The sequence below is a fragment of the Billgrantia hypersalina genome, from assembly GCF_052584175.1.
The window spans coordinates 566,194-579,263 of record NZ_JBMIQI010000018.1 but is presented as its reverse complement, the minus strand read 5'-3'; the positions used below and the strand labels follow the sequence as shown (position 1 = coordinate 579,263).

The window sequence follows — 13,070 nt, the reverse complement described above, 5'->3', positions numbered from 1 at the left end:
GCGTGAGAATGCTCGTGCCACTTGCCGGCGCCAGACGCTGGCTTCGAAAGGTGCAGTGGAGTATTGCATTGCCGGTGTCACAGGACAGCCTCGCCGGCTTTTGGTTGTTGGACGATATCTTGCAGCAGCATGACCAGATGACTCGTCAGGTTATCCGGGCGCGTCAACATGGGACAGTGTCCATTGTCAGCGAGCAGCATGTCGGCCGCTTGTCGGGCAGTCTCGCCTACCAGTGGGTCCCGCTCGCCGATCAGCCGGCGGATCGGGCAGGACGGTGCCAGGAATTGCTCGGAGAGGTCGAGTTGCCCCAACTGCTCGAGGCCCAAGGCCAGCGTTTCGCCCGAAGCGCTGGGAAGCCGACCCAGGAGGTCGACCAGGCGGCAATGTGCCGAGCGGGGAGAGGGCTCCCCCTGTAGCTGCCAGCGCAGGAAGTGTTGCCAGGTGGCGTGGGGTTCACGCTCGAAGGCACGGCGAAAGGTGGCCAGTTCCGCTGGCGTGACACCGTCTTCGCTGCAGAAGCGTGAGCCGATTCCCATCAGTACCAGGGCGCGCGGTGCGGGCAGGTGCGCCAGCAGCGAACCGGCAAGCAGGCCACCGAAAGACCAGCCGACCCAGACGGCATCGGCCGACAAGACATGGCTCATCGCGCTTGCCAGCTCGGCCAGGGTCGCCGGTGTCGTTTCGCCGGCGCGTGTGCCATAGCCCGGCCAGTCGGGGGTATTCACCTCGATGCCTGGCGGCCAGTAGGAGGCGAGCGGCTGCCAGATCCTAGCGTCGATGCCCCAACCGGAGAGCAACACCAGCGTCATGCTGTTTCCTCTTGGTGCAGGCGCACCAGGGACTCGACCAGGCGATCCAGCGCTGGCTTATCGTGGGCGGCATTGAGGGTGATGCGGAGTCGTGCCTCGCCCTGGGGCACGGTGGGAGGGCGAATGGCGCCGACCAGCAGCCCTTCCTGGCGCAGACGGTCGGCCCAATGCATGACGCGTTGGCTATTACCCAGAACCAGCGGCTGAATGGGAGTGAAGGAGTCGGCCAGCGGCAGGTCGAGCCGGCTTGCTTCATGGCGAAAATAAGTGATGGCGTCCCGTAGCCGCTCCCGGCGTTCCGGCTCGGCGGCGAGAACGTCGAGTGCAGCGAGCGTGGCGGCCGCCACGCCGGGAGGCTGTGCCGTGGTGTAGACATAGGGGCGGGCGAACTGAATCAGATGCTCGATCAGCGTCTCGCTGCCAGCCACGAAGGCACCCGCGGTACCCAGCGCTTTGCCCAAGGTGCCCACCAGGATCGGGACGCGCTCGACGTCATGGGCGTAGCCGACGCAACCGTCGCCATGTTGACCGAGCACCCCCAGGCCATGGGCGTCGTCGATCATCAGCCAGGCGTGGTGGCGGAAGCTTGTTTCCGCCAGGCCGCTGATGTTGGCTACGTCACCGTCCATGCTGAATACGCCGTCACTGACGACAAGTCTGGCCGAGCTCATCGGCGCCCGGTTCAGCAGGCGCTCGAGATCGCCGAGGTCAAGATGATGGAAGCGTCGCGAGCGGGCCCCGGCCAGTTTGGCACCGTCAATCAGCGAGGCGTGATTGAGCCGATCCTGGAAGACGTGGGTGTCACTGTCACACAGGGCCTGCAGGGTGCCCAGGTTGGCCATGTAGCCGGTGGAAAATAGCAGCGCACGGGGGCGCCCGACGAGTTCGGCCAGGCGCCGCTCGAGCGTTTCGTGGACCTCACGGTGGCCGCTGACGAGGTGCGAGGCGCCGGCACCGGTACCGAATCGGCGGGCGCCTTCCGCCTGGGCCTCGGCCAGCCGGGGATCGCCGGCCAGCCCAAGGTAGTCGTTGCCGGCAAAGTCGATCAGCTCGGCATGGGGTGTACTTCGCCGCCGCCACAACCCCTGCGCCTGGCGATGGGCGGCAGCGACAGCGAGGCGCTCGGGCCAGACGTGAGCGGAAGCCGGCATCGCGGTCATGCCTGGGTGGCGTCGTAGGCCAGTGCGGCACTGCGGGTCTCGCCCGCTTGTCGGATCAGTGCCTCTTCAAGCGCGGCCTGTTGTCGGGTGTCGTCGTGGCAAGTCTCGCGGCGCTCGGGATGCAGCCCGAGCTTGTCGAACAGAGCGCGATCGCGTGTCGCCTGCGGGTTGCCGGTGGTCAGGAGCTTGTCGCCGTAGAAGATGGAATTGGCACCGGCAAGAAACGCCAGCGCCTGGGTCGATTCATCCATCTGCTCGCGGCCGGCCGAGAGGCGTACATGGCTTGCCGGCATCAGGATGCGGGCGACGGCGATAGCGCGTACGAACTCGATGGGGTCGAGGTCTTCCACTTCTTCCAACGGTGTGCCGGGTACCTTGACCAGCAGGTTGATAGGCACCGATTCGGGATGCGGATCGAGCCTGGCCAGCTGTTGCAACAGGGCGGCTCGGTCGCGCGGCGCCTCGCCCATGCCGAGAATGCCGCCCGAGCAGACCTTCATGCCCGCTTCGCGGACGTTGCCCAAGGTCTCCAGGCGGTCGGAATAGGTGCGGGTGGTGATGATCTCGCCATAGTATTCCGGCGAAGTGTCGAGATTGTGGTTGTAATAGTCGAGGCCGGCCTCGGCCAGGCGTGAGGCCTGTTCGGCGTCGACCATGCCCAGCGTCATGCAGGTCTCGAGTCCCAACGCCTTGACCCGGCGCACCATCTCCAGCACCACGGCCAGGTCTTTTTCGCGCGGGCTGCGCCAGGCAGCACCCATGCAGAAGCGGCTGGCGCCGGCCTCCTGGGCGGCCTTGGCCTGGGCGACCACCTTCTCGATCTCGAGCAGCTTCTCCCTGCCTAGGCCAGTGGCGTAGTGACCTGACTGGGGGCAATACTTGCAATCCTCGGGACAGGCACCGGTCTTGATCGACAGCAGGGTGGAGACCTGCACGGCATTGGCGTCGAAATAGGCGCGATGCACCCCCTGGGCGCGAAACAGCAGGTCATTGAAAGGAAGGGCGAAGAGCGCTTCGATCTCGGTCAGCGACCAGTCGTGACGAATCGGTGCTTGATTGACGGCTGGTGCGTTCGGGCCGGCTTGCAGGGCATCGGTCATGGTGGGGCTCGTCTTGGTCAACTTTGCGTTTCTCGGGAGTTGACTGTGAGCGTACGTGAAACTGACCAGCTGTCAACCCGGAAGAAATCTAAAGTTGACCTTTTGAGCCGATACCCTGAGCACTGCATGGCGATGGTAAGCTTGCCTCATTTATGCCCAGGAAGAGGAAAGCCGGCATGGCAGCAGAACCTGAGCATGGCTTGCTTCGAGGCGGACAGGCCAAACGATGGCGCCATTGGCTGCGGCCGCTCTGGCATGGCATCAACCGCGGCCTGGTTCTTGCCTTGCCGGGGCGTTGCAGCTTCTGCCTGGCCCCGGCAGAGCCGGAGCGCGCCTGGTGCCGGGCCTGCTTCGAGGCACTGCCGTGGAACATGGCAGCCTGTCCGAGCTGTGGCGAGCCGTTGCCCTCCGGTTCGCGCTCGGCCAGGCTCTGCGGTCGCTGCCTGACGCGACCACCGGCCTTCCTGCGCTCGCGGGTGCCGCTGCGCTACGAGGACGATGTGGCAGGGTTGATGCAGCGCTTCAAGTTCCATGCCTCACCGCGTGCCGGCCATGTATTGCTCGAACTGCTTGAGCGCGGCCTGGGCCTGCAGGCTTTGGCCTGGCCGCAAGCCTTGATACCGGTGCCGCTCCATCCCAAGCGGGCCCGCCAGCGCGGCTTCGACCAGGCCGACTGGCTGGCTCGACGCCTGGCGGTGCGTCATGGTCTGGATATGTCGTGCGCGACCCGGCCGAAGCATACTCGCTCACAACGTGGCCTCGATCGCACCGAACGGTACCGCAACCTGCGCAGTGGCTTTGTGGTGAAGGAATCGCTGCCTCCACGCGTAGCGCTGCTCGATGATGTCATGACCACCGGAGCCACGCTGGATGCCTTGGCCGAGGCCTGCCTGGCGGCCGGTGCCCGTGAGGTGGAGGCCTGGGCGGTGGCCCGCACGCCACTTCCGGGCGGGGAGTCACACTCTGCGGGCCCCGGCTGCTAACATGGCGTTTCTCCTCAATCGGTGACGAACATGCAGAGCACAGCGCATCCCTTTGCAGCCCTCTCCCCGGCGCGTGTCGTGGCAGCCGTCGAGTCTCTCGGCTTCTGGTTGCCGGGCGAACCCTTTGCCTTGAATAGCTACGAGAATCGGGTCTTTCTGCTGCACGATGATGAAGCGCGGCGCTGGGTGGCCAAGTTCTACCGCCCGGGGCGCTGGAGCGATGCGCAGATTCAGGAGGAGCATGACTTTCTCTCCGAACTGCGAGGCGAGAACGTTGCCGTGGCCGCTCCCTGGCGCGATGAAACGGGTCGCAGCCTCCATCATGCCGAGGGGTTTCGGCTGGCGCTTTTCCCTCAGCTTTCTGGGCAGGCGCCGGAACTCGAGAATCCGTCGCATCTGTTCGCTCTTGGCGAGCTGATCGGCGCCGTCCACGCGGTTGGCGAGCAAGCCGGCTTTGTGCATCGCGGCCGGCTCGAGCTGGATGGAATGATACGCGAGGCCCAGCAGCGCGTGTTGGGCGCCCCTTGGCTGGACCGGCGTCAGCGTGGGGCCTATGAACGCATTTCCGAATTGCTGCATGGCGAACTGCAGGCCTATGCGTGGGCGCCGGAGCGGGCGATCCGGGTGCAGGGCGATTGCCATATCGGCAACATGCTTGGCCGTGACGATACCTTTGCCCTGGTGGATTTCGACGACTGCCTGATGGCCCCCGCCATCCAAGACCTTTGGATGCTGCTCACCGCGCAGCACGAGGCGGAGTGGCAGATGCAGCTCTCCGAAGTGCTGGAGGGATACGAGCAGCACCGGGAATTCGATCGCCGCGAGCTAAGGCTGATCGAGCCGCTACGTACGTTTCGCCTGATGCGTCACAGCGCCTGGCTGGTGGCTCGTTGGGACGATCCTGCCTTTCCTCCGGCATTCCCCTGGGTCGCCGACGCCGGATACTGGGATGCCCACATCCGCCAACTGGAGCAGCAGCGCCAGCTACTCGAACGGGCGCCGCGCTGGATGGCATGAGGCATGGGCGCACACGGAAGGCGCGCCGTATGAGCGATCAATCTGTATCGGGATCGGGGCGCTCGGCAGGGATCGGGTTGGCGACTCCCTCACCGTTGGCTTGACGGCGCTGCTCGTTGATGCGGGCAGAGGGGTTGTCCAGCTCCTCGATCTCGAGGCCGTTGGCCAGATTGAGGTGGAACACGTGGTCGCTGGCCAGTTCGCAGCGGCCCGATTCGCAGGTGGCAAGTCCATAGCTGCCGTCCCGCTCGTAGGCCGTCGCGGAGAACTCACCGCTGAAGATGTGACTATCGGCGTCTTCGGTCTCGATGCAGGTCAAGGATTTGGCGGTAATACGCATGCGATCCCCATCCTGACGGGCATCGGCCACCACGACACAGTATTCGGGAAGTTCGTGGGTCGTTGCACCAATGCCGGTGACGGGGCGCAGCAGAATGTCGTCGCGACGCGCGTTCCCATCCTCCAAGATCAGATCGTCGACGACCTGCATGGCGACATCGGCCTCGGCAGGCAGGGAGAGGGTGTCCGCCGCGGCGTGGAGAGGCAAGAGAAGAATAGCCAGTCCGCTGGCTTTCAGTATCGCATCCGGAATCTTGATCATATCGGGCTCTCGAGGGGACCAGGTTGCGCGTAGCGGCAGATTCGACAGGAAATCCTACCATAGCTAACCCGGTGCAGCAGTGTCACGAATGTCGCAGTGGCGGTTCCAGGCGTACCGCCACTGCGGGGCGGCTTCGATTACGGTAGAATATGTCTCGAGAGCAGCGAATATTTGTACAAATTTTATTTTTGTAAAATCATTGTAGTTCAAGACGATGGCCAGGCCATCACGAGACGAACGGCATAACCACTCGCAGGTCTGTCCATGAACGAAGAGCTAGCCAACCATTATCGCCGGATCCTACTTGAACTCGGTGAAGACCCCGACCGGGAGGGCTTACGCGATACGCCGAAGCGAGCTGCCAAGGCGATGCAGTTTCTCACCCGTGGCTATGGGCAGACGCTCGAGGAAATCGTCAACGGAGCCGTGTTTGAGAGCGAAACCGACGAGATGGTGCTGATCAAGGACATCGAGCTCTACTCGATGTGCGAGCATCATCTTCTGCCTTTCATCGGCAAGTGTCACATCGCCTATATGCCCAGCGGCAAGGTGCTTGGACTTTCCAAGTTCGCGCGTATCGTCGACATGTACGCGCGCCGTATGCAGATCCAGGAGAACCTGACGCGACAGATCGCCGAGGCCGTCCTGCAGGTCACCGAAGCAAACGGCGTTGCGGTAGTGATCGAGGCGCGTCACCTGTGCATGATGATGCGTGGCGTGGAGAAACAGAATTCCAGCATGTCCACGTCGGTAATGTTGGGCGCCTTCCGAGACAATTCGCCGACCCGTCAGGAGTTCCTCACCCTGGTTTGCGGCCGCTGAGGGCCTATTCGACCCCTCTGACCCTTACTCATCTGGAGCCCACGCCATGACGCTGCATGCCCTGGACGATCAGCACCTCGACCATGACCTGGCGACCATTCGCATCAAGAATCTGCGTCTGCGCACCTACATCGGCATCAAGGAGGAGGAAATTCTGAATCGTCAGGACGTAGTGATCAACGCCGTGATCCGCTACCGGGCCGACAGGGCGATGCGCTTCAATCGCATTGAACAGGCGCTCAACTACCGCACGATCACCAAGGAGGTGATCGCCCTGGTCGAGGAAAATCGCTTCCAGCTGCTGGAGCGCATGACCCGGGAAGTTCTCGACCTGGTCATGTCCCATGAGCAGGTACTGACAGCGCAGGTCGAAATCGACAAGCCACATGCACTGCGTTTTGCCGATTCGGTTTCCATCACGCTTTCCGCAACGCGAGAGCCGCGGCGCGAGCGGTGATTGGCGAGAGTTTCATGCCATCATACTGCCCTGGGTTGGTGGGAGCGGGTTTTGCGCTTAGCATGGAACGACACTGCGAGAACCGACAGAGAGAGACGAGCCGTTGGAAAGCGACACCTCCCCCCCGGGTTCGCCGCGGCGACGCTACGCCCCCTGGGCCACGACCGCCATCGTCACGGCACTCATCGCCCTGCTTTTCCAGGGCAGCCTGCCGCCACTGAACATTGCCGCTGCCCTCTTTGCCGTACTGGGATTGCGCCAGATACGGCGTCATCCCCAGCGCTACATCGGGCGTGCATTCTGCTGGATTGCCATCGCACTGGTTCTGATACTTGCCATACTGAATGCTATGTTGCAGCCACCGGTACAGGAAGACATGCCCCCGAGTGTTCCCGAGCAGCCCAATATCGAGGCCCAGTGATCGGGACAGGGTTCGGAACGCATTCACCTTCATTCGGATACAGGCCCCGCTGAGGCCAGGAGAGACAACATGGAAGCCCTCAAGGAAACGCAGCTCTACTGTCCTTTCGCTTATATCGACGGTAGCTGGGTTGCCGCCGATAGCGGCGAACAGATAGAAGTGGTCAACCCGGCGACGGGAGAGACCTTCGGTACCGTGCCGAGGTTGGGTCGGAGCGAGACCGAGCGGGCCATCGCAGCCGCGGATGCGGCACTCGTCGGCTGGCGTGCGCTCACTGCCCAGGAGCGGGCCGATATCCTGATGAAGTGGCACGACCTGATGTTCGAGCATCAGGATGATCTGGCGATGATCATGACCCATGAGCAGGGCAAGCCGCTCAAGGAGGCGGCCGGTGAGATCGCCTACGCCGCCAGCTTCCTGCGTTGGTTTGCTGAGGAGGCACGGCGGGTCTATGGCGAAACCATACCGGCGGCGAAGCCCAACCAGCGCATCGTGGTGACCAAGCAGCCGGTGGGCGTGGTCGGCGCCATTACGCCATGGAATTTCCCGGCGGCGATGATTACCCGTAAAGCCGGTGCGGCATTGGCGGCGGGCTGCACCATCGTCATCAAGCCAGCCAGCCAGACGCCGTTTTCGGCCACTGCCATGGCATTGCTGGCCGAGCGAGCCGGCGTGCCCCGCGGCGTATTCAACGTGGTCCCGGGGCGCGCCGGCGAAATCGCCGCGGCAATGACCGAATCGCCGCTGGTGCGCAAGATTACCTTCACCGGTTCCACCGAGGTGGGCCGTGAACTGATGTCCCGGGCCTCACAGCATATCCAGAAGATCTCTCTGGAGCTTGGCGGCAACGCCCCGTTCATCGTGTTCGAGGATGCCGACCTGGATGCCGCGGTGGAGGGAGCGATGGCCGCCAAGTTTCGCAATGCCGGCCAAACCTGCATCTGTACCAACCGCTTCCTGGTTCAGTCCAGCGTCGTGAACGCCTTCTGCGAGAAGCTGGCGGTAGCGATGCATAGCGAACTCAAGGTCGGGAACGGTACCGAGACGGACATCAACATCGGTCCGCTGATCGATGAAAATGCCGTGAGCAAGGTCAGCGAGCACGTACAGGATGCCGTCGACAAGGGGGCCGAGTTGCTGCTGGGCGGTCACCCGCACCCGTTGGGCGGCAATTTCTTCACGCCGACCTTGATCAGCTTTGCCAATGGCGACATGAAGGTGGCTCAGGAGGAAACCTTTGGGCCGCTGGCCGCCGTGTTCCCCTTCGACGATGAGGAAGATGCCGTGCAGATGGCCAACGATACCCAGTACGGCCTCGCCTCCTATTTCTACTCGCGCGACCTGGGCCGCGTGTGGCGCGTCGCCGATGCCCTGGAATATGGCATGGTGGGTATCAACACCGGGCTGATCTCCAATACGGCGGCCCCGTTCGGTGGTGTCAAGGCTTCCGGGCTGGGTCGTGAAGGCGGCCATCAAGGGATCGAGGAGTTCCTCGAAACCAAGTATCTCTGCATCGATCTCGGCTGATAGCGCCATAGAAGTTCTGACCACAAGAACGGCAACCCCATTGGCCCGAGGCCAATGGGGTTTTCTCTTCGGTCTTGCTTGAGAAAACGGCTGGGCGTGATGCAGCGTCTTTAATGGCGGAAATGGCGCATGCCGGTGAACACCATGGCAATCCCCGCCTCATTGGCGGCATCGATCACTTCCTGGTCACGCATGGAGCCGCCGGGCTGTATCACGGCAGTGATACCGGCCTGCGCCGCTGCATCGATGCCGTCCCGGAACGGGAAGAAGGCGTCGGAAGCCATCACCGAACCAGGCACCTCGAGACCTTCGTCGGCGGCCTTGATGCCGGCGATCCGGGCCGAGTAGACACGGCTCATCTGGCCGGCGCCGACCCCGACGGTCTGACCCTTCCTGGCGTAGACGATGGCATTGGACTTGACGTACTTCGCCACCTTCCAGGCAAAGGTCAGGTCGCGCAGCTCCTGCTCGGTGGGAACGCGCTCGGTGACCACGGTCAGCTCGTCGCGGCCGACCATGCCCAGGTCGCGATCCTGTACCAGCAGCCCGCCGGTCACACGTTTGTAATCGTGGGCGTGCTGTTGCTCGCCGGGCCAGTGCTCGCCTACATCGAGCAGGCGAACGTTCTGCTTCTCTGCGACGATGGCGAGGGCGGCATCGTCGACGCCGGGGGCGATGATTACCTCGACAAATTGGCGATCTATGATGGCGCGCGCGGTGTCGGCATCCAGTGGCCGATTGAAGGCGATGATACCGCCAAAGGCGCTGGTGGGATCGGTGGCGAAGGCCTTGTCATAGGCCTCGCGGGGCGAAGCGCCGACTGCCACGCCGCAGGGGTTGGCGTGCTTGACGATCACACAGGCGCAGTCGGTGAAGCTCTTGACGCATTCGAAGGCGGCGTCGGTATCGGCGACGTTATTGTAGGACAGTTCCTTGCCCTGACGCTGGTGGGCGGTAGCCACGCTGGCTTCCTGCGCATCGGCCTCGATGTAGAACGCCGCGCTCTGGTGAGGATTTTCGCCGTATCGCATGGCCTGCTTCTTGACGAATTGCAGGTTGTAGGTACGGGGAAAGCCGTTTTCGCCGCCCGGTACCCGCTGGCCCAGGTAGTCGGCGATCGCCGCATCGTAACCGGCGGTATGCTCGAAGGCCTTCACTGCCAGGTCGAAGCGGGTAGCATCGCTCAACGCTCCCGCTTGGGAGGCCATCTCGGCGAGCACCCGTGAATAGTCGTCGGCATCCACCACGATGGTAGTGTGGGCGTGGTTCTTGGCGCAGGCACGCACCATGGTCGGGCCGCCGATGTCGATGTTCTCGATGGCAGCCTCGAGTGTACAGTCCGGTTTGGCCACGGTCTGGGCGAAGGGGTAGAGATTGACCACCACCATTTCGATCGGCGCGATGTCATGCTCTTCCATCACATCGTCGTCCTGCCCGCGGCGCCCCAGGATGCCGCCGTGGATCTTGGGATGCAGCGTCTTGACGCGGCCGTCCATGATCTCGGGAAAGCCGGTGTGCTCGGACACCTCGGTCACGGCAATGCCGTTCTCCTGCAGCAGGCGAAAGGTGCCGCCGGTGGAGAGCAGCTCGACGCCATACTGGGACAGGCCGTGGGCAAAGTCGACGATGCCGGTCTTGTCGGAGACGCTGATCAGCGCCCGACGTACCGGGATGGGAGAGGGTTGGGCCATGTTGGGGTGCAACTCTTGTCGAAGTGGATGATTACGGGATCAGATCAGGTCATGCTGCTTGAGCTTCTTGCGCAGCGTACCGCGATTGAGACCTAGCATCTCCGCGGCGCGGGTCTGGTTGCCATGGGTATATTCCAGCACGCTGGCCAGCAGAGGTGCCTCGACTTCCGTCATTACCATGGCGTAGAGATCGGTTACGGTGCCGCCGTCCAGGTGATCGAAATAGCGTCGCATGGCGGCGTTCACGGCTTCGCGCAGGGGCTGCTCTGCCAGTGTGGGCGGTGGCAGGAGGGTGCTGTCGAGGCCTGTCAGGTCGGCGCAGGAGCCGTCCTCCAGGCCAGGCACATCGGCATTCTGGTTGAAAGCTTCACGGTTCATGCGGCACTGGTTCCATTCGTCGCCCAAACGCGATATTCCTCACGTTCGGGGCTAAACAGGTCGTCGATGAAGGCATACTGTTCGTCGGGCTGCTCCAGGGTATTGAAGGCAGCCCGTAGCTCGCGTTGACGGTCGGTGTCGAAGCGGCTGTCTGCGGCGAGGTACCAGCTCAGATGCTTGCGTGCGATACGCGCTCCCATGTAGCAGCCGTAGAAATCGTGCAGGGCGACAAGATGGCCCCGCAGGACATCGGCACGCTCGTCCAGACCGGGAGGGGGGCAGCCACGCCCATGGCGCAGGAAGTGGTCGATCTCGCGAAATATCCACGGGTTGCCTTGGGCACCGCGGCCGACCATCACCGCATCCGCTCCAGTATAGTCCAGAACCTCGGCGGCCTTGCGGGGAGAGTCGATATCGCCGTTGGCGAACACCGGTATTTCAACCGCCTGCTTGATGGCGGCGATGGTGTCGTATTCGGCCTCGCCCTGAAAGCGCTGCTGGCGGTGCCGGCCGTGCACGGCCAGGGCCTGGATACCCGCGGCCTCCGCCAGGCGAGCCACCCGCACGCCGTTATTGCTCTCGGCGGACCAGCCGGTGCGGATCTTCAGCGTCACCGGAACATCAACGGCGGCCACCACGGCCTCGAGTATCTCGGCGACCAGCGTCTCATCGCGAAGCAGCGCGGAACCGGCGGCCTTGTTGCAAACCTTCTTGGCCGGACAGCCCATATTGATATCGATGATCTCGGCGCCCTGGCCGGCATTGAGGCGGGCCGCCTCGGCCAGCATGGCGGCGTCGCCACCGGCAATCTGCACTGCCCGAGGGCCGGGCTCGCCGCGGTGATCCATGCGCTGGCGCGACTTGCGCGTGTGCCACAGTGCCGGGTCCGAGGTGACCATTTCGCCAACCACCAGCCCTGCCCCCAGGCGGCGGCAGAGTTGGCGAAAGGGGCGATCGGTCACGCCAGCCATGGGGGCCAGGATAACCCGGTTGGGCAAGCGGTGGCGGCCTATCTGTGGCAGCGGGCGGCTAGCAGACATGAGTCGTATCAGTGGTCTTGGGGCTGCTTATCATACGCCCCCGAAGGGGCAGGGTGAAGGTCGCGTAAGGGGAGAGCCTCATTGTGGTCGTTGCCCACTCAGGCAGACCCAGCCCTCGCGTGCCTGCGGGTCACCCATCGCCAGCCCCTGGTCGCGATAGGCGTCGAGCACCGCATCGGCTTGACGCTCGAGAATGCCCGACAGGGCCAGGCGCCCGCCCGGCGCCACATGGCCGGCGATAGTCGGGGCCAGCTCCACCAAGGGGCCGGCCAGGATATTGGCCACCACCAGCGGAAAGCGACGTCCTTCAGCAAGCTGCTCGGGATAGCAGAGCGCGAATTCACCCGCCGCGACATCGTTGCGTTCGGCGTTGTCACGACTGGCCTGCAGCGCCTGCGGGTCGATGTCGGTGCCGGTGGCCATCGCCGCACCCAGCTTGAGGGCAGCGATGGCAAGGATGCCTGAACCGCAGCCGACGTCGAGCACCTCGACGCCGTCGAGGCCGCCCTCCTGCGCCAGGGCATCGAGCCACTCGAGGCACAGCGCCGTGGTGGGATGGGTGCCGGTGCCGAAGGCGAGACCCGGGTCCAGGCGCAGGTTGACGGCGTCGGGATCGGGCGGTTCATGCCAGCTCGGTACGATCCACAACCGCTGGCCCATGCGTAGAGGCTGGAAATCCTCCATCCATTCACGCTCCCAGTCGCGATCGGCCAGCAGCTCATGTTCAATGAGCGGGCAGGGCTCGTCGGGCTGGGTTTCGGCCCAGGCGGCCGCCAGTCGTTCGAGCATGGCGTCGAGCCCCTCGAGATCGTCGTAAAGGCCGGTCAGCACCGTCTCGTTCCACAGTGGCGTGGTGCCGCGTTCGGGCTCGAAGACCGGGTCGTCGTGGGCATCCTGAAGGGTGATGGCGGTGGCGCCTTCGGCCAGGAGCAGCTCTTCGAGCAGTTCAGCCTGCTCCGGGGCGATGCGGGCCTTGAGTTGCAGCCAGGGCATGGCAGTCTCCGTGCGAAACGCAAGCGGGATGGCCTTGGCCACCCCGCGGGGATCGATGCTCGGCCAGGAAC

The 13,070-nt window shown here is 63.8% G+C and carries 14 protein-coding genes; 6 read left to right on the top strand and 8 right to left on the bottom strand.

Annotation, left to right across the window (positions count from 1 at the left end; translation table 11 throughout):
• Positions 1–77: 77 nt before the first annotated feature.
• The 3 genes from ACOJCM_RS17185 to bioB are packed head-to-tail and all read right to left on the bottom strand — an operon-like array spanning position 78 to position 3,069.
• Entirely contained in the window at positions 78–809 is a 732-nt protein-coding gene (locus ACOJCM_RS17185; protein ID WP_445213290.1) for an alpha/beta fold hydrolase, read from the bottom strand.
• The gene (gene bioF, locus ACOJCM_RS17180; RefSeq protein ID WP_445213496.1) at positions 806–1,960 is read right to left on the bottom strand and encodes an 8-amino-7-oxononanoate synthase; all 1,155 of its coding nucleotides are present in this window, start codon (positions 1,958–1,960) and stop codon (positions 806–808) included. The genes ACOJCM_RS17185 and bioF overlap by 4 nt, the downstream gene beginning before the upstream one ends.
• A 5-nt stretch (positions 1,961–1,965) precedes the next feature.
• Positions 1,966–3,069 carry a biotin synthase BioB gene (gene bioB, locus ACOJCM_RS17175; protein WP_445213289.1) on the bottom strand — a complete coding sequence of 368 codons (1,104 nt, stop codon included), beginning with the start codon at positions 3,067–3,069 and terminating at the stop codon, positions 1,966–1,968.
• Positions 3,070–3,245: 176 nt separating this feature from the next.
• Between bioB and ACOJCM_RS17170 the strand changes: the two genes are divergently transcribed.
• Complete coding sequence (locus tag ACOJCM_RS17170; RefSeq protein WP_445213288.1) at positions 3,246–4,052, top strand: ComF family protein; 807 nt, start codon at positions 3,246–3,248, stop codon at positions 4,050–4,052.
• 30 nt (positions 4,053–4,082) lie between these two features.
• Entirely contained in the window at positions 4,083–5,069 is a 987-nt protein-coding gene (locus ACOJCM_RS17165; RefSeq protein ID WP_445213287.1) for a serine/threonine protein kinase, read from the top strand.
• Positions 5,070–5,106: 37 nt separating this feature from the next.
• Here ACOJCM_RS17165 and ACOJCM_RS17160 read toward each other — a convergent pair whose 3' ends face one another.
• Positions 5,107–5,670, bottom strand: coding sequence for a hypothetical protein (locus tag ACOJCM_RS17160; protein WP_445213286.1), 564 nt, complete (start codon positions 5,668–5,670; stop codon positions 5,107–5,109).
• 264 nt (positions 5,671–5,934) lie between these two features.
• Between ACOJCM_RS17160 and folE the strand changes: the two genes are divergently transcribed.
• From folE to ACOJCM_RS17140, 4 genes are all read left to right on the top strand, one after another.
• Positions 5,935–6,492: a GTP cyclohydrolase I FolE gene (gene folE, locus ACOJCM_RS17155; RefSeq protein WP_445213285.1), complete on the top strand. Its 558-nt coding sequence runs from the start codon at positions 5,935–5,937 to the stop codon at positions 6,490–6,492.
• 46 nt (positions 6,493–6,538) lie between these two features.
• Complete coding sequence (gene folX / locus ACOJCM_RS17150; protein ID WP_445213284.1) at positions 6,539–6,949, top strand: dihydroneopterin triphosphate 2'-epimerase; 411 nt, start codon at positions 6,539–6,541, stop codon at positions 6,947–6,949.
• Between the two features lie 103 nt (positions 6,950–7,052).
• Positions 7,053–7,370: a DUF4190 domain-containing protein gene (locus ACOJCM_RS17145; protein ID WP_445213283.1), complete on the top strand. Its 318-nt coding sequence runs from the start codon at positions 7,053–7,055 to the stop codon at positions 7,368–7,370.
• A gap of 69 nt (positions 7,371–7,439) precedes the next feature.
• Positions 7,440–8,897 carry an NAD-dependent succinate-semialdehyde dehydrogenase gene (locus ACOJCM_RS17140; protein ID WP_445213282.1) on the top strand — a complete coding sequence of 486 codons (1,458 nt, stop codon included), beginning with the start codon at positions 7,440–7,442 and terminating at the stop codon, positions 8,895–8,897.
• A gap of 110 nt (positions 8,898–9,007) precedes the next feature.
• Here ACOJCM_RS17140 and purH read toward each other — a convergent pair whose 3' ends face one another.
• The 4 genes from purH to prmA all read right to left on the bottom strand — a co-directional run bounded on the left by purH (position 9,008) and on the right by prmA (position 12,999).
• Positions 9,008–10,588, bottom strand: a complete 1,581-nt coding sequence (purH, locus tag ACOJCM_RS17135) for a bifunctional phosphoribosylaminoimidazolecarboxamide formyltransferase/IMP cyclohydrolase (RefSeq protein ID WP_445213281.1) — start codon at positions 10,586–10,588, stop codon at positions 9,008–9,010.
• A 39-nt stretch (positions 10,589–10,627) separates the two neighbouring features.
• A complete protein-coding gene (gene fis, locus ACOJCM_RS17130; RefSeq protein WP_445213280.1) occupies positions 10,628–10,966 on the bottom strand; it encodes a DNA-binding transcriptional regulator Fis in 339 nt (112 codons plus the stop codon).
• The gene (gene dusB, locus ACOJCM_RS17125) at positions 10,963–12,006 is read right to left on the bottom strand and encodes a tRNA dihydrouridine synthase DusB (protein ID WP_445213279.1); all 1,044 of its coding nucleotides are present in this window, start codon (positions 12,004–12,006) and stop codon (positions 10,963–10,965) included. The genes fis and dusB overlap by 4 nt, the downstream gene beginning before the upstream one ends.
• A 78-nt stretch (positions 12,007–12,084) precedes the next feature.
• Positions 12,085–12,999 (bottom strand): 50S ribosomal protein L11 methyltransferase, encoded by a 915-nt coding sequence (gene prmA / locus ACOJCM_RS17120; RefSeq protein WP_445213278.1) that lies wholly within the window; start codon positions 12,997–12,999, stop codon positions 12,085–12,087.
• Positions 13,000–13,070: the final 71 nt, after the last annotated feature.